This is a genomic window from Mycolicibacterium pallens (assembly GCF_019456675.1).
In the GTDB taxonomy this organism is placed as follows: domain Bacteria; phylum Actinomycetota; class Actinomycetes; order Mycobacteriales; family Mycobacteriaceae; genus Mycobacterium; species Mycobacterium crocinum.
The window spans coordinates 4,516,950-4,536,971 of the sequence record NZ_CP080333.1 but is presented as its reverse complement, the minus strand read 5'-3'; the positions used below and the strand labels follow the sequence as shown (position 1 = coordinate 4,536,971).

The 20,022-nt window shown below is 64.0% G+C and carries 15 protein-coding genes, 1 tRNA gene, 1 pseudogene and 1 other annotated feature; of the genes and pseudogenes, 10 read left to right on the top strand and 7 right to left on the bottom strand.

Translation table 11 applies throughout. The features are described 5' to 3' along the window. The first annotated feature begins 15 nt into the window (after window positions 1–15). Window positions 16–1,455 (top strand): sugar nucleotide-binding protein, encoded by a 1,440-nt coding sequence (locus K0O64_RS22115; RefSeq protein ID WP_071950379.1) that lies wholly within the window; start codon window positions 16–18, stop codon window positions 1,453–1,455. A 12-nt stretch (window positions 1,456–1,467) separates the two neighbouring features. Continuing rightward, window positions 1,468–2,376 carry a class I SAM-dependent methyltransferase gene (locus K0O64_RS22110; RefSeq protein ID WP_083542875.1) on the top strand — a complete coding sequence of 303 codons (909 nt, stop codon included), beginning with the start codon at window positions 1,468–1,470 and terminating at the stop codon, window positions 2,374–2,376. 277 nt (window positions 2,377–2,653) lie between these two features. On the opposite strand, the pseudogene K0O64_RS22105 reads toward K0O64_RS22110, so the two are convergent. The 3 genes and pseudogenes from K0O64_RS22105 to K0O64_RS22095 form a co-directional block, all read right to left on the bottom strand. Continuing rightward, window positions 2,654–3,740: pseudogene (locus tag K0O64_RS22105) on the bottom strand (IS3 family transposase). Between the two features lie 90 nt (window positions 3,741–3,830). Then, a protein-coding gene (locus tag K0O64_RS22100) for an IS3 family transposase (RefSeq protein WP_096312061.1) occupies window positions 3,831–5,095 on the bottom strand; the annotation gives its coding sequence in 2 pieces (ribosomal slippage) (window positions 3,831–4,789 and window positions 4,789–5,095; 1,266 coding nt in all). Then, window positions 4,662–4,793, bottom strand: a sequence feature (AL1L pseudoknot). Its footprint overlaps the gene before it by 132 nt. Before the next feature lie 450 nt (window positions 5,096–5,545). Then, window positions 5,546–5,842, bottom strand: coding sequence for a hypothetical protein (locus K0O64_RS22095; RefSeq protein ID WP_125477480.1), 297 nt, complete (start codon window positions 5,840–5,842; stop codon window positions 5,546–5,548). 274 nt (window positions 5,843–6,116) lie between these two features. Between K0O64_RS22095 and K0O64_RS22090 the strand changes: the two genes are divergently transcribed. Next, window positions 6,117–7,276 (top strand): IS3 family transposase gene (locus K0O64_RS22090; RefSeq protein WP_096311543.1). Its coding sequence is split into 2 segments (ribosomal slippage): window positions 6,117–6,408 and window positions 6,408–7,276, totalling 1,161 coding nucleotides; the frame shifts between segments, so codons are not numbered across the junction. Window positions 7,277–7,427: 151 nt separating this feature from the next. Beyond that, the gene (locus K0O64_RS22085; RefSeq protein WP_125477479.1) at window positions 7,428–8,309 is read left to right on the top strand and encodes an ETEC_3214 domain-containing protein; all 882 of its coding nucleotides are present in this window, start codon (window positions 7,428–7,430) and stop codon (window positions 8,307–8,309) included. Here the strand turns inward: K0O64_RS22085 and K0O64_RS22080 are convergent. The 3 genes from K0O64_RS22080 to K0O64_RS22070 form a co-directional block, all read right to left on the bottom strand. Next, window positions 8,297–9,232: a S1 family peptidase gene (locus K0O64_RS22080; RefSeq protein ID WP_071949654.1), complete on the bottom strand. Its 936-nt coding sequence runs from the start codon at window positions 9,230–9,232 to the stop codon at window positions 8,297–8,299. The genes K0O64_RS22085 and K0O64_RS22080 overlap by 13 nt on opposite strands. A 176-nt stretch (window positions 9,233–9,408) precedes the next feature. Beyond that, window positions 9,409–9,585: a helix-turn-helix domain-containing protein gene (locus tag K0O64_RS22075; protein ID WP_083542877.1), complete on the bottom strand. Its 177-nt coding sequence runs from the start codon at window positions 9,583–9,585 to the stop codon at window positions 9,409–9,411. 334 nt (window positions 9,586–9,919) lie between these two features. After that, window positions 9,920–9,992 (bottom strand) — tRNA-Arg (locus K0O64_RS22070). A gap of 132 nt (window positions 9,993–10,124) precedes the next feature. On the opposite strand from K0O64_RS22070, the gene argS reads away from it, so the two are divergent. The 6 genes from argS (at window position 10,125) to rho (ending at window position 18,730) form a co-directional block, all read left to right on the top strand. Next, window positions 10,125–11,777, top strand: a complete 1,653-nt coding sequence (gene argS / locus K0O64_RS22065; RefSeq protein WP_071949655.1) for an arginine--tRNA ligase — start codon at window positions 10,125–10,127, stop codon at window positions 11,775–11,777. Then, window positions 11,774–13,192, top strand: coding sequence for a diaminopimelate decarboxylase (lysA, locus tag K0O64_RS22060; RefSeq protein ID WP_071949656.1), 1,419 nt, complete (start codon window positions 11,774–11,776; stop codon window positions 13,190–13,192). The genes argS and lysA overlap by 4 nt, the downstream gene beginning before the upstream one ends. Window positions 13,193–13,198: 6 nt before the next feature. Continuing rightward, on the top strand, window positions 13,199–14,503 hold the full coding sequence (locus K0O64_RS22055) for a homoserine dehydrogenase (protein ID WP_071949657.1): 1,305 nt from the start codon (window positions 13,199–13,201) through the stop codon (window positions 14,501–14,503). Between the two features lie 5 nt (window positions 14,504–14,508). Continuing rightward, complete coding sequence (gene thrC, locus K0O64_RS22050; protein ID WP_220046524.1) at window positions 14,509–15,585, top strand: threonine synthase; 1,077 nt, start codon at window positions 14,509–14,511, stop codon at window positions 15,583–15,585. A 13-nt stretch (window positions 15,586–15,598) separates the two neighbouring features. After that, window positions 15,599–16,543, top strand: a complete 945-nt coding sequence (thrB, locus tag K0O64_RS22045) for a homoserine kinase (protein ID WP_220045763.1) — start codon at window positions 15,599–15,601, stop codon at window positions 16,541–16,543. 282 nt (window positions 16,544–16,825) lie between these two features. Further along, window positions 16,826–18,730, top strand: coding sequence for a transcription termination factor Rho (rho, locus tag K0O64_RS22040; protein WP_220045762.1), 1,905 nt, complete (start codon window positions 16,826–16,828; stop codon window positions 18,728–18,730). An 89-nt stretch (window positions 18,731–18,819) separates the two neighbouring features. Here rho and K0O64_RS22035 read toward each other — a convergent pair whose 3' ends face one another. Further along, window positions 18,820–20,013 (bottom strand): integrase core domain-containing protein, encoded by a 1,194-nt coding sequence (locus K0O64_RS22035; RefSeq protein WP_220045761.1) that lies wholly within the window; start codon window positions 20,011–20,013, stop codon window positions 18,820–18,822. Window positions 20,014–20,022: the final 9 nt, after the last annotated feature.

Genomic DNA, 20,022 nt, shown 5'->3' with positions numbered 1-20,022 from the left:
AGGGGTAGGCGAGTAATGACGGAGCTCGGAAAGACGCTTCGCGCGACAGAGACGGCGATTCCGGGGCTGGTCATCTGGGACCTGCCCGTTCACGGTGACAAACGGGGCTGGTTCAAGGAGAACTGGCAGCGCGAGAAGATGATCGCCGCCGGAATGCCGGACTTCGGGCCGGTGCAGAACAACGTCTCGTTCAACTCCTCGGCTGGCACCACGCGTGGCATTCACGCCGAACCGTGGGACAAGTACATCTCGGTGGCGACCGGACGGATTTTCTGCGCGTGGGTCGACCTGCGAGACGGCCCGACGTTCGGAACTGTGGTGACCGCGGAGGTCGATCCATCGCGGGCCGTCTTCGTGCCGCAGGGCGTCGGCAACGGATTCCAGACTCTGGAGCCGAACACCGCGTACACCTACCTCGTCAACGATCACTACTCGCCGGACGGTGTCTACACGTCGCTGCATCCGGGGGATGCGACTGTCGGGATCGACTGGCCGATTCCGCTCGATCAGGCTGAGCTGTCCGAGAAGGACAAGGCCCAAGGGCCGCTGTCCTCCGTCGTACCCATCCAGCCACGCAAGATCTTGGTGATTGGCTGCAATGGGCAACTCGGACGAGCCCTGCAGGCTGCCTATGAGGGTGTTTCGCACGTGGAGTACGTCGATCTCCCTGAATTCGATCTCAGCTCTTCGGATTTCGCGTCGGCGTGTTCGTGGCGCGAGTATTCGACGATTATCAACGCCGCGGCGTATACGGCAGTCGACGCCGCCGAAACTCCCGAAGGGCGGGTCGCCGCTTGGGCCGCCAATGTCACGGGCGTCGCGAATCTGGCGCGGGTTGCCGCCGCGCATCGGCTGACCGTTGTGCACGTGTCGACGGACTACGTGTTCGACGGGAGTTCCGCGCGACCGTATCTGGAGGACGATCTTCTTTGCCCTCTTGGGGTGTACGGGCAGACGAAGGCGGCTGGCGATCAGATCATCTCGACCGTGCCTCGTCACTACATCGTGCGTACCTCGTGGGTGATCGGTGACGGCCGAAACTTCGTGCGCACCATGCTTTCTCTTGCCGAGCGGGGTGTCGACCCGTCGGTGGTGGACGACCAGATCGGCCGGTTGACGTTCACCTCGGATTTGGCTCGGGCGATCCGGCACCTGGTCGAGACCCGAGCGCTGTACGGGACGTACAACGTGACGGGCTCTGGACCTGTCACGTCATGGGCTGATGTGGCGCGACGCGTGTTCGAGTTGGCCGGCCATGATCCGTCGCGCGTGACCGGGGTGTCTACGGCGGAGTACTTCAGCGCAGCTACGAATCCCGTTGCGCCACGGCCGCTTTACGGGGTGTTGGACCTGGCGAAGGTTGAGTCGACGGGGTTCGTGCCTGCTGATGCCGACAGCAGCTTGCAGAGCTACCTGCGGCTCGAGACACGGCTTGAAGCGCAGAATGCGCACTGAGCCGTTCCGCACATGTCCAGATCACTCGATCGCTACATCCCCAATCTGTACTCGCGCGACATCAGCGTTTATGAGCTCCGGTACCAGGACTTCATTCGACGGGCGATGACGGAGCTACGCCGCCACAAAATATCTGGGCACACCTTGCTATGGGAGGCCGACTGGCTTCAAGGTGACGGGCTGGTACTCGATCTCGGTGTATGGATCGGCTGGTCTACGAGGTTGCTCGCCGAACGGTCAGGTCGACGCGTCTACGGGTTCGACACGTTCGAGGGGTTGGTCGAGGACTGGCAGGTCGACGATGGACCGCTGGTCAAGGCCGGTGCGCTCTCGATCGCCGAACCGTGGGCGCAACGCTTCATCGAGAACACGGGCGTGATCGTCAAAGACGGGATCCCAAGCGCGCTGGGCCGTGACGTGGAGTTCGTCAAGGGCAGCACCTATGACACCCTGACGCCATTCCTCGATGACCATCCCGGTCCGATCCGGCTGTTTCATATGGACCTTGACACCTATGAGAGCTGCCTGCACGCACTCGAAGCGTGCAAAGAACGTTTCGAGGTGGGTTCGATCCTCGTGTTTGACGAATACCTCGTGACAAACGGTGAAATGCGGGCATTTTTCGAGTTTCGCGAGAAGTACGGATTCGACTTTCGCTACCGCGCCTGGGGGCGAGAAATCATGGAGATGAACACCTCCATGGTCACTGATCGCGCGAAACGTGCTTTTCATCGGGCTGAAGCGTTTTACGCGCAACGAATACTGGGCGATGGCAGCTACGTGTGGAAGGTTTGGGACAAGCGATTCTGGCGGTTCTGGCTGGGAGCGCCGTGGGGGGACATCCGCTTCATGCTCGGCGCTGTCGGCCAGCGAAAATCAGTGAGCGTAGAAATCACCGGCCTTGGCCGGCTGGGCACCTAAGTTCCACGTTCTTCCCTGGTCTTCTGGACGTAACCTGGATCGTCGGCAACCCCGCTAGACCGGAACCGTCATACCCACATTCGCGATATTGCCGATGGGGACGACGGCGAACAGGACCAGTGAAACGGCGAAGATCACGTAGGTGCGCCGCGTGGGCGGCCTTGCCTACTCGCCCTGGGAGCTCGCGTACAGCAGGTACACGATGCCCACTTCGAACGTGATCTGAATCGCACTGGTTCTGCCGGAGGTGAGGGGGACCCGTTTGGTGGTCCAGTCGCTATGCAACTTGGGGTTGATGGGTCGTGGCCCACTGTAGGGCAAACTCGTTCGGGGTGAGTTCGCCGTGGGCGGTGTGGGGTCGGTTAGCGTTGTAATCACGGCGCCAGTCCTCGATGATCACCCTGGCCTCGAGCAGCGAGTCGAAGCGCCATGCGTTGAGCAGTTCATCGCGCAGGCGCCCGTTGAACGATTCGATGAAAGCGTTCTGCCACGGTGATCCGGGATCGATGAAAAGTGAACCGGCACTGTTGAATCGGCACCAATCGGCCACGGCGTGCGCGACGAACTCGGGACCGTTGTCGAACCGCACGTAGTGCGGGGCCCCATGCATGAGGGCCAGACGGTCCAGCACAGCGACCACGCCATCGGCATCGATGGATCGATCGACCTCGATTTCGAGGGCTTCGCGGGTGAACTCGTCGATGACGTTGAGCAGTTTGATCGTGCGCCCGTCAGCGGTGGTATCAAACTGAAAGTCCATCGCCCAGATCACATTCGGACGGATCGGGGACATCGCGCCCACGACAACACCGACCCCGGTCAGGCGCTTCTTGCGGCGCCGTTGCGGCACCCGCAGGCCCTCCTCGCGCCACAGCCTGCGAATTCGTTTGTTGTTGACCTTCCAGCCAGCACGGCGCGCCATCTTCGCCGCCCGGCGCCACCCCCAGCGCGGCCGGTCGGTGGAGAACCGGCGCAGCCAGGCCCGCAGCTCGGTCTCTTCGGTGGTGACCGATGCCGGGGTCAGGCGCATCGTGGAACGGTGCAACCCGACGACCGCACAGGCACGCCGTTCGGGGTCAGAAGTTTCCCGCCGAGATCTCCTTGAGCATGTCGATGTCGAGGGCCTGGTTGGCGACCAGCTTCTTCAGGCGGGCGTTCTCGGCCTCGAGTTCCTTGAGCCGCTTGGCGTCGTTGGCCTTCATGCCGCCGTACTGGGCCACCCAGCGATGCCACGTCGATTCCGCGACCTCCAGATGCCGGCACACCTCAGCCAGCTCCTGACCCGACGCGAGCAGCTTGTTGCCCTCGGCCAGCTTGCGGATGATCTGATCCGGCGTATGCCGCCGGCGCTTGTTCGATGCCATGTCGTCGTCGATTCTTCCTGCCCGAGCACTCGGGCAACAGAGTCCCACAACGACTGGACCACTACGACGGGCTCACCTCAGAGGCTCGAACTATTGGATTCCGACCAGGGGTTGGGCGGTCCGTTTCGGAGCATAGAACGCGGCTTCGAACTCGGCGGGGGGTAGGTCGCCGAGGTAGCCGTGGAGTCGGCGGTTGTTGTGCCAGTGCACCCAACCCAGGGTGGCCAGCTCGACGTCCTCGACGGTCTTCCACGGACCGGTGCGGGCCGGCCCGTAGATCAGCTCGGACTTGTAGTAGCCGTTGACCGTCTCGGCCAAAGCGTTGTCGAAGCTGTCACCGACGGTCCCGATGGAGGGTGCTGCGCCGATCTCTGCCAAGCGTTCGCCGTACCGAATCGAGGTGAACTGAGACCCGGCATCGGAGTGACATCGCAAGCCCGACAACGTGTTTCCACGCGACCAGCGGGCCATCTCGATCGCATCGAGGACCATGGTGGTCCGCATGTGCGACGCGACCCGCCACCCCACGATCATCCGACTGAACACGTCGGTGATGAAGCAGACATACCCCACCCCGGCCCACGTCGGTACGAATGTCAGATCCGTCACCCAGAGTTGATTCGGCGCGGAGGCGGTGAACTTACGCTTCACCAGATCGGGATGCCGCGGTGTAGCCGGGTCGGGCTTGGTGGTGCGGACCCGCTTGCCGCGACGCACCCCCTCGATGCCTGAGGCCCGCATCAGCCGTCCGACCTGATCACGACCGACGTCGTTACCGGCCCGCCGAGCCGCCTTCCACAGCTTGCGCACGCCGTAGACCCGGTAGTTGTCCTCCCAGAGCGTCACCAGGGCTGGCCTCATCTCGGTGTCGCGACGCTCCCGCGCCGACGGCCGCCGCGTCTTGGTGTCGTAGTAGGTGCTCGGAGCCATCGTCACCCCTGCGCTACGCAGGACGGTGATGATGGGCTCGACCCCGAACTCCTCGCGGTGAGCATCGACGAAGTCGACTATTTCTTGTGTTGGCGGTCGAGCTCCGCGCCGAAGAAACTCGCTGCCCGCTTCAGAATCTCATTGGCGCGCTTGAGTTCTCGGTTCTCCTGCTCGAGCTGCTTGACCCTTGCCGACTCCTCGGTGGACACCCCCGGAGCATAACCGTCGTCGATGTCGGCCTGGCGCACCCAAGAGCGCACCGACTCCACCCCATACCCCAGCTGGCGAGCAACACGCGACACCGTGCCCTGCTCGGCCCCCAGCTCGGACCGCAAGGTACGCACCATGCGCACCGCCGCGGCCTTCTCCTCAGAGCTGTAACGACGGCTGGTCGGCTTCTTTCCCGATGACGGTTCCGTGGGCATACCTGCATCCTCGTTTCCAAGGTCAGGAGCCTCCGGGATTTCCAGTGCGATTCAGCCCGTCTAACCTGATGGGCTTTCGCGAGCATGTGCAAGCACCGTATCGGGGACTGCGCAGGATTCCCGGCCCAGTTCCGGCCTACCCGATTCAAGAGGCCTTCTTTAGCCGAAGCTTTGGCGTTGGCGTTCGTCGTCGCGGGCAAGCTGCCGTTGTCCAAATCAAGGCCGCCGGCAACTATGACGTGCCGGTGATCCCGAAGTGAGCCAAACAACTGGCCACCAACCGGGCATAGGGTATGACCTGCCGCCGATTGGCACCGCCGAAATCCGTGCCCGCGAGGGTGACGCAACAGAGTTCGGCCTACCTGCGGGCTACGTTGACCTCAACGAGTATCACGGCAAGACACCGCCATGTGGTCGGGTCATCGGGGTAGGCCGGTCCTAGGTGCGCTTTTATGTGCTTGTTCGCTGTCGCGCCGTGAGGTCTAGAGCGGGTAGCTGTTTACGCGGGTAACGCGCCATTGCCTCATCAGATTGCCGCCCGTCCAACTGGCGTTCTAGTTCCTCGCGCGCTGCGAGCACTGTTTCAGAGCGCACGTTTGGGTACTCGCTGACCACACCGTGGATGGCGTGCCATGTCTGGCCGGTCAAGCCGATGCAGTAGACCTCGTGCCGTTCGCCAAAAAAGATCGCGCGGCGCAAGTAGTGGTCAAAACTAGCGCGCACATCAGCATCGGTGATTGGTTCCACGTACCTATTTTACCCGTCTGACGTGCGCAAATGCATCTCCAGAGATGGTTTGTTGACCTTTCTACCAGCGGTTTTGTGTCGGTCAGCGTTCATTCCGGCAAGTTGGTTCGGCAGGTTATTGGCTGTGGGCAGCCGTATAGGCCACTGGTAGCCGATTGGCGCGCGCCTTGGTCGGGATGATGACCCCAGCTAGCGGTCAACGCCTAGGGGACTGCCCCCGGTTTGGTTGACTCCTGACCTGTGAGGATTCGTCCTCGCTGGAAGGATCAATCTCGTGCCGAAGCCGTTTCCTGCCGAGTTCCGTGCTGATGTCATCGCCGTGGCCCGCAAGGGTGAGGCGCCGTTGCGTCAGATCGCGAAGGACTTCGGGATCTCGGAGGCCTGCCTGCACCGCTGGCTCAAGATTGCCGACCGCGAGGACGGTGTCGACCGGCCCGGTCCTGCCGCAGCCGGCGAGGACGTAGCAGCGCAGCTGCGTGAGGCGCACAAGCGGATCAAGCTCCTCGAGCAGGAAGCCGAGGTGATGCGCCGCGCGGTCGGATACTTGTCGCGGGACGCCAACCCAAAATGATGTACCCGCTGGTCCTTGACCTTGCCGCCGACGGGATACCCGTCACGGTGACCTGCCGGGTCCTGGGATTCTCCACCCAGGCGTTCTACAAATGGCGCAAAGCGCCCGTGTCACAGCGTGATTGGGACGATGCGCATCTGATCAACGCTGCCCGCGACATCCACGCCGATGACCCCGCCTTCGGGTACCGGTTCATCGCTGATGAGTTGCCCGAGCGTGGGATCACCGCCGGCGAGAACCGCGTCGCGCGGCTGTGTTCGCAGGAACGAATCTGGTCGATCTTCGCCAAGAAGCGTGGACTGAACCGCAGATCCGGACCACCAGTACACGACGACCTCGTGCAACGTCAGTTCAGCGCCCCGGCCGCCAACCAGGTCTGGCTGGCCGACATCACCGAGCACCGCACCGACGAAGGCAAGCTCTACCTCTGCGCCATCAAAGACGTCTACTCCAACCGGATCGTCGGCTACTCCATCGACTCCCGCATGAAGTCCTCACTGGCGGTGGCCGCCTTGACCAACGCCGTGGCCTTGCGGTCGCCCGTGTCGACGATTGTCCACTCCGACAGAGGCAGCCAATTTCGATCTCGGAAGTTCGTCCAGGCACTGTCACACAACGGATTACACGGATCGATGGGTCGAGTCGGAGCATGCGGTGACAATGCCGCCATGGAGTCGTTCTTCGCCCTGCTGCAACGCAACGTGCTCGACCGACACCGATGGTCCACCCGCGCCGAACTACGCCTGGCGATCGTGTCCTGGATCGAGCGGACCTACCACCGACGCCGCCGGCAACGCGCACTCGGCAGGCTCACCCCGATAGAGTTCGAACTGCTCCACACACCAGTCGCAACCGCGGCCTGAAATTCACACCCCGCGAGTCAACTGAACTCGGGGCAGTCCCTAGGAGCGTGGCGCTGAACGCAGAGCACGAAACGGATCGCATACGCTCGCCACGCGGTCGAACGGTTCCGCCTCATTCAATCCGGCGTGCTGGTCTGCGACCATTCAACCCATGTGGGGGACTAATCCGTCTGAGTGGCTGCACTGGCTTGGGGCGCTCGACTGGTCGCAGCTAAACAACGTGGTCAGTTCGATTGTCGGAGTGCTTGGGCTAACCGGCATCGCTTGGGCAACGATCAGATTTGGCTTAAATCCGCTAGCCGCGTGGTTGGGCCGTCGTCGCGCTCAGTCGAAGTTGTTGGACCAATTGGCCTGCGGTAGTTCGGTCGCTTTTGTTGAATCACTGTTCGGCGCGGCACAATTCATCACATATGAAAACGAGCGCGAACAACGGACCTATCATCTTCGCGGCGCATGGGTGATGATCGAAATAGCTGACGCTAGAGTCATTGCCTTTTCAATCACGATCACCAACCGCCGAATATACTACAACACAAAGCGTCTCACACGCGGCTTTATCGATATGAACCTTGGCAGGGACACCTTTAGCGAGCAAGAAAAATTTTGCGACGGTGAGCAATACTGGATGGCCGCGTATCGGTGGGGATATGCTCGCACATATTATCTAGGTCGTCCTGGCGCATACCTGCGATTCATTGTGTCGCACAATATGTCTGGAACTGGTGATCTTAGTTCTTCCACCTCTCTCCCAAGCGGCGAAATTAAGTCCGGCGCATTCAGTGAGAATTACGAACCGTTTCGCCTGACGGTCCCGGCAACCGATGTCACTGCCAACACGCTAACCGTGATTCATCCTGAAGCGCCAAGCCGTGAGTTCTTAGCCCGGAACATTCACGGACCAGACGAATCACACGTCAAGATGGCAACGGCAATCAGGCCACCCGATAATCGGACGATTCGCACTCGTCTAGCTTATCGGCGGTACCAACTAAAGCAGGGTACTAAGAAAATGCTCGGGCGTCAGACATCGTAGTCAACGTGGATTTTTCCGTCAGCTTCAGTGACTTTCAAATATCCGAAAGACTCATCACAGGACACTAGACCACGCTGAACCATCTCGTAGACCAGCATCTTCCTTCCGCCCAGCGCTTCGCCTGTCATGTACACGTCATACGGTACTTTCATCATAAAGATGTATGGCATTGCGGACACGAACGATGTAGCTCCGGATTCGTCGGTTTCGCCCTGCTGGAACCCTGTTGCTATTACACCGCAGATTGAATCGTTTGGATCTAATACGGGTCCACCGCTCATACCGGCGTCGAATCGGGCAGACGTTTCAAAGCACGGCGCCGGTAGCTTGCCCGTGAAATTTCCATCCAAGTCCACGAACGCATCCCTACCGTTCGGGTACAGCCGCAAGACTTCACCGCTAGATGCGTGAATGTTGTTGTCGGCGTGGATCACATTCTTGTCGTCGACTCGAACGATGAAATTTGGATAGCCAAGCCCAAGGACCGGCACGGTTTCGATTGGTAGCCGTGCAGACAGTTGGATTGTCGGAAATTCTAGGTTTGGCCTACTTGCTCCCAGCAGCGCCAAATCACTGCCGCTGGCCGGATGCCGAACCATGAACCGTACCGGTATTACACCACCCGGCAATTCGGGAACGTCTTGCCCAACACCTGAACCTACCCAAAGAATCGCGATATACGAATCCCCATATCGCTTTTGAAGGTCAAACGCACCGCCGCGACCTTCCAATACGTGACGTGCCGTGACCCACAAACCACGTGATCCGATGCAAAACGCCGTGCCGACAGGGACGATCCTCTCTGGCTCTCTCGTAATGACCACAACTGGCACGATGGTTGAATTGAACGTGGAAAGCTCAAGTTCCCTGAATTCTGGAATGCCGATTCTGATTGTCTCGCCATCCGGCAGTTCCGTGCCCACCCTGATACCTCTCTCTGCGTTCGCAGCCAGATTGTAGGCAGTGGGACCGACAACCCCCCCGCACGTGCTCAGTTGGCGTCGCGGGGCGCCGTGGGGGTGTGTGCGGTGCGGCATCGGCAAACGACTGGCTCAGGGCGTCAAGCGCAACTTGACTCTAGTCGGTTCGTAGTCGGCTACTAGCTTGACGCCACCCGGTCTAGGTAACCTTCAATTTCGTTGGCATCAAGTTTGATGAGACGACCGAGTTTGTAGCCCTTGAACTTTCCGTCTGCGATGAATTGACGAATGGTATTGGGGGAGACGTTTAGCCGCTCGGCGGCTTTGGTCGTTGAAATCAGTTGGCGTCTGGACATTTTGAACCCCTAAAACATGGCAGTTTGAATAGCCAACGCTCTAAGGGCAGGTCCATGAAGACCGCTAGCGTTTTCGCGTGATTTGAATTCCTTCGCGCTGAATTCGGCGCTCACGGGTGGCGCATTAATGGCGGGCTAGGCCACATTGCGAGAATAGCAGACTGAGCGAAAATGCGTGAGGTTCGCGACGCTCGCGGGGTAGCTACCAGCAAACGGATTCGGCCAGGGCAAACGAGAACCGGATAGGTAGCGCATAGGTAGACAGTTTCAAACGGCGCTTGTAGCTACCTTCAAAAGCACCGTCTAGCAGGTATTTCATGTCTGCTAGTTACAGTGCCCCCGGCAGGATTCGAACCTGCGGCCTTCTGCTCCGGAGGCAGACGCTCTATCCCCTGAGCTACGGGGGCGCACTTACAGCTGCGCCAATGGGCTCAGACAGCCTAACGCATCGCAGCGACTGCTCCGCGCCACCGCCGAGCCCGTCACAGCCGAGATATGGATTCGGGCGCTGACCACGTCAGACCATAGGATGGACCCTCGTGACACCCGCCGACCTCGCCGAGCTGCTCAGGACCACCGCCGCCGCGGTGCTCACCGAGCATGACCTGGATCCCGCCGCCCTACCCGCGACGGTGACCGTCGAGCGTCCGCGCAACCCCGAGCACGGCGACTACGCGACCAACCTGGCGCTTCAGCTGGGCAAGAAGGTCGGCGCCAACCCCCGCGAGCTGGCCGGCTGGCTGGCGACAGCCCTGGCCGAGGCCGACGGCATCTCCGCCGCCGAGGTCGCCGGTCCCGGCTTCGTGAACCTGCGTATCGAGGCGTCCGCGCAGGGCGTCATCGTCACCAATGTCCTGGCCGCAGGGGCGAGCTACGGCAACTCCACCACCCTCGACGGCACCGCTATCAACCTCGAATTCGTCTCGGCCAACCCGACCGGCCCGATCCACATCGGCGGTACCCGCTGGGCCGCGGTCGGTGACGCCCTGGGGCGGCTGCTGAGCACCCAGGGCGCGGCGGTCACCCGGGAGTACTACTTCAACGATCACGGTGCCCAGATCGATCGCTTCACCAACTCCTTGATCGCCGCCGCAACCGGCGAGCCGACGCCGGAGGACGGCTACGCCGGCGACTACATCAAAGACATCGCCGACCAGGTGCTGGCCAAGGCGCCCGATGCGCTGAGTCAGGCCGGCGACGAGCAGAAGGAAACCTTTCGCTCCATCGGTGTGGACCTGATGTTCGACCACATCAAGGAATCGCTGCACGAGTTCGGCACCGACTTCGACGTCTACACCCACGAAGACTCGATGCACACCAGCGGGCGTGTCGACCAGGCGATCGCCAAGCTGCGGCAGACCGGCAACATCTACGAGAAAGACGGCGCAACCTGGCTGCGCACAACGGAATTCGGCGACGACAAAGACCGGGTCGTCATCAAGAGTGATGGTCAGCCCGCGTACATCGCCGGTGACCTCGCGTACTACCTGGACAAGCGTCAGCGCGGATTCGACCTCTGCATCTACATGCTCGGCGCCGACCACCACGGCTACATCGCCCGGCTCAAAGCCGCCGCGGCCGCCCTCGGTGATGACCCCGACACCGTCGAGGTGCTGATCGGCCAGATGGTCAATCTGGTGCGCGACGGCCAGCCGGTCCGGATGAGCAAGCGGGCCGGAACCGTCATCACCCTCGACGATCTGGTCGAGGCCATCGGCGTGGACGCCGCCCGCTACTCGCTGACCCGGTCCTCGGTCGACACCCCGATCGACATCGACCTGCAGCTGTGGTCCTCGGCGTCCAACGAAAACCCGGTCTACTACGTGCAATACGCGCACGCCCGGCTCTCGGCTCTGGCCCGCAACGCCGCCGACCTGGGCCTGACGCCCGATACCGCGCACCTGGAACTGCTCACCCACGACAAAGAGGGCGCGCTCATCCGCAACCTCGGCGAGTTCAGCCGGGTTCTCAAAGCCGGTGCCGCGCTGCGTGAGCCACACCGGGTCTGCCGCTACCTCGAAGACCTCGCCGGTGATTACCACCGGTTCTATGACTCGTGCCGCGTGCTGCCGATGGGCGATGAGGAGCCGACCGATCTGCATCGCGCACGGCTCGCGTTGTGCGCGGCAACCCGTCAGGTGATCGCCAACGGTCTGGGCATTCTCGGCGTCTCCGCACCGGAGCGGATGTGAACGCTCACCCCGCCGGACCGCGCCACGCCGAGGAGATTCACCACGGCGGGGCACCGCAGCAGCCGCAGACCGCCGCCGAGGCGCTGTCGCTTGCGCCGAACGTGTGGCCGCGCAACCTGGTTCGTAAAGATGATGGCGAGGTGTCGATCGCCGGTGTCACGGTGACCGATCTGGCAGCCGAGTACGGCACGCCCTTGTTCGTCATCGACGAGGACGACTTCCGCGGCCAGTGCCGCGAGATCGCCGCGGCGTTCGGCGGCGGGCACAACGTGCATTACGCCAGTAAAGCGTTCCTGTGCACCGAGATCGCCCGCTGGGTCGACCAGGAGGGTCTGTCGCTGGACGTCGCCAGCGGTGGTGAGCTCGCCGTGGCACTGCACGCCAACTTCCCAGCTGAGCGAATCGCCCTGCACGGCAACAACAAATCGGTCGACGAGTTGATCACCGCGGTCAAGGCGGGCGTCGGCCACATCGTGCTGGACTCGATGACCGAGATCGAGCGACTCGACACCATCGCCGGCGAGGCCGGCGTGGTGCAGGACGTGCTACTCCGCGTCACCGTCGGCGTCGAGGCGCACACCCACGAGTTCATCGCCACTGCGCACGAGGATCAGAAGTTCGGGCTGTCGCTGGCCAGCGGGGCGGCCATGGACGCGGTGCGGCGGGTGTTCGCCACCGATCATCTGCGGCTGGTCGGCCTGCACAGCCACATCGGCTCGCAGATCTTCGACGTGGCCGGCTTCGAGCTGGCCGCCCACCGCGTCATCGGACTGCTGCGTGACGTCGTCGCCGAATTCGGGGTCGACAAGACCGCGCAGATGGCGATAGTCGACCTCGGTGGGGGACTGGGCATTTCCTATCTGCCGCAAGAAGATCCGCCACCGATCGCGGATCTGGCAGGCAAGCTCGAGGCCATCGTGCGCAGTGAGTCGGCAGCCGTCGGGCTGCCGACGCCGCGCCTCGTCGTCGAGCCGGGCAGGGCGATCGCCGGGCCGGGCACGGTGACGCTCTACCAGGTCGGCACGGTCAAGGACGTCGCGATCGGTTCGGGACAGTCGCGCTGCTACGTCAGCGTCGACGGCGGAATGAGCGACAACATCCGGCCTGCGCTCTACGGAGCCGAGTACGACGTCCGACTGGTGTCGCGGGTCACCGACGCTGCCCCGACGCTGGCCCGAATCGTCGGAAAGCATTGCGAGAGTGGCGACATCATCGTCCGCGACACCTGGGTGCCGGGAGATGTGACACCCGGCGACCTGCTGGCGGTGGCCGCCACGGGCGCCTACTGCTATTCGATGTCCAGTCGATACAACCTGATCGGCCGCCCCGCGGTGGTGGCTGTGCGCGACGGGCGGGCACGTCTGATCCTGCGCCGGGAGACCGTCGACGATCTGCTGAGTTTGGAAGTGAGGTAGGAACCGATGACCGAAAAAGCAATTGGCGTAGCGGTATTGGGCCTGGGCAACGTCGGCAGTGAGGTTGCCCGGATCATTCAGGAGAGTGCACCCGATCTGGCGGCGCGCATCGGTGCGCCGCTCGAACTGCGTGGTGTCGCGGTGCGGAAGGTCACCGATGACCGTGGCCTGCCGACCGAGCTACTGACCGACAACGTCGAGGAGCTGGTCTCCCGCGAGGACGTCGACCTCGTAGTCGAGGTCATGGGTCCGGTCGAACCCGCCCGCAAGGCAATCCTGACCGCACTCGAGGGTGGCAAGTCGGTGGTGACCGCCAACAAGGCACTGCTGGCCCAATCCACCGGAGAGTTGGCCCAAGCCGCCGAACGCGCCCATGTGGACCTGTATTTCGAAGCCGCCGTCGCCGGGGCGATCCCGGTGATCCGGCCGCTGACCCAGTCGCTGGCCGGCGACACGGTGCTGCGGGTGGCCGGCATCGTCAACGGGACCACCAACTACATCCTGTCCGAAATGGCCTCCACGGGAGCTGATTACAGCTCTGCTCTGGCCGACGCGAGCGCTCTGGGATACGCCGAAGCCGACCCGACCGCCGACGTCGAGGGTTATGACGCCGCAGCCAAAGCCGCGATCCTGGCGTCGATCGCGTTCCACACCCGGGTCACCGCCGACGACGTCTACCGCGAGGGCATCACCAAGATCACCCCGGAGGACTTCGAGTCGGCCAAGGCGCTCGGTTGCACGATCAAACTGCTGTCGATCTGCGAGCGGGTCACCGGAAGCGATGGCCAGCAACGAGTTTCGGCCCGCGTGTACCCCGCGCTGGTCCCGCTGAGCCACCCGCTGGCCAACGTCAACGGCGCGTTCAACGCCGTCGTCGTCGAGGCCGAAGCCGCCGGCAGGTTGATGTTCTACGGTCAGGGCGCCGGAGGTGCGCCGACCGCCTCGGCGGTGATGGGTGATCTGGTGATGGCGGCCCGTAACCGCGTGCAGGGTGGCCGCGGTCCGCGGGAGTCCAAGTACGCGCAGTTGCCGATCGCGCCGATGGGCATGATCGAAACCCGGTACTACGTCAGCATGACCGTCACCGACCGTCCCGGCGTGTTGGCTTCGGTCGCAGCTGAATTCGCCAAGCGCGACGTCAGCATCGCCGAGGTGCGCCAGGAGAGCATGGCCGACGAGGGTGCGCGCATCGTGGTGGTGACCCACCGGGCCACCGACGCGGCGCTGTCCGAAACTGTTGCGGCGCTGGCCGATCACGAGGCGGTCCAGGAAGTCAACAGTGTGCTGCGTCTGGAGGGAACCAGCGAATGAGCTCAATCAAAGCGTCTCCCGTGCACACCCCGTGGCGCGGACTGATCGAGGCCTACCGGGACCGGCTGCCGGTCGCTGCGGACTGGACTCCGGTCACCCTGCTCGAGGGCGGCACGCCGCTCATCAGTGCCACGCGGCTATCTGAAAAGACCGGCTGCACAGTCCATTTGAAGGTCGAGGGGCTCAATCCGACCGGGTCGTTCAAGGACCGTGGCATGACCATGGCGGTCACCGATGCCGTCGCCCGCGGCCAGCAGGCCGTGCTGTGCGCCTCCACCGGTAACACCTCGGCGTCGGCGGCGGCCTACGCCGCCCGGGCCGGCATCACCTGTGCGGTGCTGATCCCGCAGGGCAAGATCGCGATGGGCAAGCTGGCACAGGCAGTCATGCACGGCGCCAAGATCATTCAGATCGATGGCAACTTCGACGACTGCCTGGAACTGGCCCGCAAGCTCACCAACGACTATCCGACGATCGCGCTGGTGAACAGCGTGAACCCGGTGCGCATCGAGGGCCAGAAGACCGCGGCCTTCGAGATCGTCGACGCGCTGGGCATCGCGCCCGACGTGCACTCGCTGCCGGTCGGCAACGCAGGCAACATCACCGCGTACTGGCGGGGCTACCGCGAATACCACCGCGATGCGATCTCGGACCGGCTGCCGCGCATGCTGGGCACGCAGGCCGCCGGCGCGGCGCCGCTGGTGTCCGGTGAGCCGGTCACCAATCCGGAGACCATCGCCACCGCGATCCGCATCGGCTCGCCGGCGTCCTGGGGCGGCGCGGTGGCGGCGCAGCAGGAGTCCGACGGCCGCTTCCTGGCCGCCACCGACGATGAGATTCTCGCCGCGTATCACCTGGTCGCCGAACTGGAGGGCGTGTTCGTCGAGCCCGCGTCGGCCGCCAGCATCGCCGGTCTGCTGAAGTCCGTCGAAGACGGCTGGGTCAAGCGCGGCTCGACGGTGGTGTGCACCGTGACGGGCAACGGTCTGAAGGATCCCGACACCGCACTGCGCGACATGCCAGAAGTGAAGCCGTTGCCGGTCGACCCGGGTGCTGTTGTCGCTGAGCTGGGCCTGGTCTGAGAGACGCACTGCGGTGACCCTGACTCTGCCTGCCGGCCTGACCTCGCACGCCACCGTCGCGGCGTCCAGCGCCAACCTCGGCCCGGGCTTCGACAGCCTCGGCCTGGCGCTGGGGCTCTACGACGAGATCGAGGTCGAGACCACCGACGCGGGGCTGATCATCGAGGTCGACGGCGAAGGCGCCGGGCAGGTGCCGCAGACCCCGGAGCACCTGGTGGTCCGGGCGTTGCACCGCGGCTTGGCGGCCGGCGGCGCCGAGGCCGCCGGGCTCGTCGTGCGGTGCCGCAACGCGATCCCGCACTCCCGTGGTCTCGGCTCGTCCGCCGCGGCCGTCGTCGGAGGGCTGGCAGCGGCGAATGGCCTTCTGGCACAAGCGGATCTGGATCCGCTCACCGATGCGCAACTGATCCAGCTGTCGTCGGAATTCGAGGGTCACCCGGACAACGCGGCGGCCGCGGTGCTTGGTGGGGCAGTGGTGTCGTGGACCGACACCCGGACAACGCCCCCGACGTACGCGGCGGTCCCGCTGCGGCTGCATCCTGATATTCGGGTGTTCCCCGGGATTCCGCAGGTGAAGTCGTCGACCGCCGAGACCCGGGTACTGCTTCCCGACCACGTCAGCCACGTCGACGCCCGGTTCAACCTCAGCCGCGCGGCGTTGCTGGTGGTCGCGCTCACCGAACGCCCGGACTTGCTGATGGTGGCCACCGAGGACGTCCTGCACCAGCCGCAGCGGGGCCCGGCCATGCCCGCCTCGGCGGAATACCTGCGGATGCTGCGGCGTTGTGGAGTTCCAGCGGTGCTTTCCGGTGCTGGTCCGGCCGTTCTGGCCCTCACGACCAGCGCAGAACTGCCGGCCGAGGCCGTCGAGTTCGGCACCGCGAAGGGATTCACCGTCCGCGAGATGAGCGTCGGCGAAGCAGTTCGCTGGAGCTCAGGTGTCGCGGTCAGGCCCTGAGTTGCACACACGCCGGTGGCGGTTTCTTGCTTTCCGGCGGTCAAGGGGGATATCCTCGGTCCCGTCCAGGCAATCGCAGCGACTGTTCCTGCGCCGACACTAGGACGACCACCAATTTCTCTCGTGTTCAACTCGTGGACTGACGACGGTTCGCCCAGTAGCCGCGAATCCCGGCGATCACCGTTTGACACACAGACGATGGTGAGACTTCGCATTCAGCGAATCGGCTGAATGCCAGAACCCCTCGCCCCGACAAAATCGGCGAGGGAAGAAAGGAAATCCGTGACCGATACGGACCTGATCACGGCTGCAGAACGCGCCCCGCAGACGGAGGCGCCCGCCGTGACCGCAGAATCGGCGCCTGATTCTCGGCCGGACACCTCCTCGCAAGCCGCCCCCAGTGGGGACGCCGGCCCGACCGGCTCGCTCTCGACGATGGTCCTGCCCGAGCTTCGTGCCCTGGCCAACCGCGTTGGCGTCAAGGGAACCTCCGGAATGCGCAAGAGCGATTTGATCGCCGCCATCAAGGAGCACCAGAACGGCGGCAACGGCGGCAATGGGACCGCCCCCCGCGGCGACGACACTGCCGAGAAGGCGCCGGCCGAGCAGCCGGTCGAGAAGGCGCCCGCCGAGCAACCGGCCGAGGCCCGCGAGACCGCCGCCGAGAACAACGCCGAGAACACCGAAACCAATGGTGGTGAGCCGCGCCGCCGCGAGCGCCGGACGGCCACCCGCGAGGCCGGCGCCGCCGGCTCCGACAACGCTGAGCAGCCGAAATCTCAGGACAACCGCCCCGAGCAGGGCGAGAAGAAGTCCGAGAACCGCGAGTCCGCCGGCGGCCAGCAGAACCAGAACCGCGGCGACAACCAGAACCAGAACCGCGGCAACAACCAGAACCGCGATAACGACGGCGACGACGACGACCGTCAGGGTCGGCGCGGCCGCCGGTTCCGTGATCGTCGGCGCCGCGGTGAGCGGCAAGGCGGCGAGGGCGGCGGCGGCAACGACACCGAACTGCGCGAGGACGACGTCGTCCAGCCGGTCGCCGGCATCCTCGACGTGCTGGACAACTACGCGTTCGTCCGCACCTCGGGCTACCTGGCCGGCCCCAACGACGTCTACGTCTCGATGAACATGGTTCGCAAGAACGGCCTGCGACGCGGCGACGCCGTCACCGGCGCGGTCCGCGTGCCGAAGGAAGGCGAGCAGAACAACCAGCGGCAGAAGTTCAACCCGCTGGTGCGCCTCGACAGCGTCAACGGCGGCCCGGTCGAGGCGGCCAAGAACCGCCCCGACTTCACCAAGATGACCCCGCTGTACCCGAACCAGCGGCTGCGTCTGGAGACCACCTCCGACCGGCTGACCACCCGTGTGATCGACCTGATCATGCCGATCGGCAAGGGTCAGCGTGCCCTGATCGTGTCGCCGCCCAAGGCCGGTAAGACCACGATCATGCAGGACATCGCCAACGCGATCACCCGCAACAACCCCGAGTGCCACCTGATGGTGGTCCTCGTCGACGAGCGTCCTGAAGAAGTCACCGACATGCAGCGCTCGGTCAAGGGTGAGGTCATCGCCTCGACCTTCGATCGCCCGCCGTCAGACCACACCCAGGCCGCCGAGCTGGCCATCGAGCGGGCCAAGCGCCTGGTCGAACAGGGTAAGGACGTCGTCGTCCTGCTCGACTCGATCACCCGCCTGGGTCGCGCCTACAACAACGCCTCTCCGGCGTCCGGGCGCATCCTGTCCGGTGGTGTGGACTCGACCGCGCTGTACCCGCCCAAGCGGTTCCTGGGCGCGGCTCGCAACATCGAGCACGGCGGTTCGCTGACGATCATCGCAACGGCCATGGTGGAGACCGGTTCGACCGGTGACACCGTGATCTTCGAGGAGTTCAAGGGCACCGGCAACGCGGAGCTCAAGCTCGACCGCAAGATCGCCGAGCGCCGGGTGTTCCCCGCGGTCGACGTCAACCCGTCGGGCACCCGCAAGGACGAGCTGCTGCTCAGCCCGGACGAATTCGCGATTGTGCACAAGCTGCGCCGCGTGCTGTCCGGCCTGGACAGCCACCAGGCCATCGACCTGCTGATGAGCCAGCTGCGCAAGACCAAGAACAATTACGAGTTCCTGGTGCAGGTGTCCAAGACTGCGCCGGGTGGCCCGGCCGGCAACGGCGACCTCGACTAGTCCAGAACTTCGGCGCGCCAACCGGCGCTCAGCACCGTGTGGTGTCTCGGGACATCGCTGACACTTATGTCTCGGGACATCGCTGACATTCATGATGTCGGTTTGGGTTCGCGGGTGCGGTAGGTCCGGGTGGTTTTGTCGCTGCGCTGGTAGTTGCGAGTGGGGTCGGCGGTGAAGGATCGGACCAGGGCCGTGCCGCTGAGGATGGTGATGTGCTCGCCGTCGCGGATGACGTCGCAGTCGTGGCCGGCCCAGCGCAGTCCGACGTTGACTTTGTAGGGCGCGACGAAGATGTATCCCGAGGTTTCGCCAACCGTGTGGCGGCTGACCATAACTGGGGCCGGTACCGGTCGGTCAGCGGGCCGGGCCTTGGCGGTGGCGTGGAATACTTCGGCGGGGGTGGCGCCTCGGTGGGCGCGGTGGGGCCGCTGGTGGTTGTAGAAGCTGCGGAACTGCTCGAGCAGGGCGTTGAGCTCGTCGAGGGTGGCGGCGGGGTCGCGGGCGGTGAGCCATTTCTTCAACGTCTTCCAGGACCGTTCGATCTTGCCGCAGGTCTGCGGGTGAAATGGCGCCGAATTGATGGTCCGCACGCCCAGTGCCCGCAGGTTGGTCTCAAACGCCGATTCATAGGCGCGGAACCGTCCGGTGTAGACAAGTCCGTTGTCTGACAACGACATCGACGGAATCCCGCATTCGTCGATGCCGGCCAGGATCACCTCCCAGACCAGCGCGGCGTCGGCATCACCAGCGCAGGCACGCAACCCCACCATGTAGCGGGAGTGATCATCGAGACTGCCCGCGATACCCACCGCAGCGCCATCGGCCAGCGCCCAACCGGTCCAATCGGACTGCCAGCACTCGTTGGGCCGATCAAAGACGAACCGCTTGGTCGCCGACTTCGGGCGTTTCTGCGGCTGCGGGGTGATCGCCCCGCGGCGGGTCAGGACCTGCCACACCGTCGATACCGACGGCACCGCGGCACCGTCGCGCTGCAGCGACCACACGATCGACTGGGCGCCGTGATCGAGGCCCTGCTCAATCAACTGCTTGCGCCGCAACACGATCAGTTCCTCGATCTCGACCGGAGTCTGACCCGGACACCTCAACAGACGCCGCGAGAGCTCCTGCAGCCCCGCGATACCGTCCTCGCGGAATCGTCGGCGGTACTTGTAGAACGTCTGCCTACTGATACCGCTATCGCGGCAAAACTGCGCCACGTTCTCGATCTGCCCGGCCAATGCTGCAGCCATGCGAATGTCCATCGCCGTCACCTTCTGGGCCATGAACCATGC

Bases quoted from the DNA above. Each gene is read 5' to 3' on its own strand.
- K0O64_RS22110 (WP_083542875.1), top strand. From the start codon at position 1,468: ATGTCCAGATCACTCGATCGCTACATCCCCAATCTGTACTCGCGCGAC.
- K0O64_RS22075 (WP_083542877.1), bottom strand. From the start codon at position 9,585: ATGTCCAGACGCCAACTGATTTCAACGACCAAAGCCGCCGAGCGGCTA.
- K0O64_RS22115 (WP_071950379.1), top strand. From the start codon at position 16: ATGACGGAGCTCGGAAAGACGCTTCGCGCGACAGAGACGGCGATTCCG.
- K0O64_RS22055 (WP_071949657.1), top strand. From the start codon at position 13,199: ATGACCGAAAAAGCAATTGGCGTAGCGGTATTGGGCCTGGGCAACGTC.
- K0O64_RS22085 (WP_125477479.1), top strand. From the start codon at position 7,428: ATGTGGGGGACTAATCCGTCTGAGTGGCTGCACTGGCTTGGGGCGCTC.
- K0O64_RS22035 (WP_220045761.1), bottom strand. From the start codon at position 20,013: ATGGCCCAGAAGGTGACGGCGATGGACATTCGCATGGCTGCAGCATTG.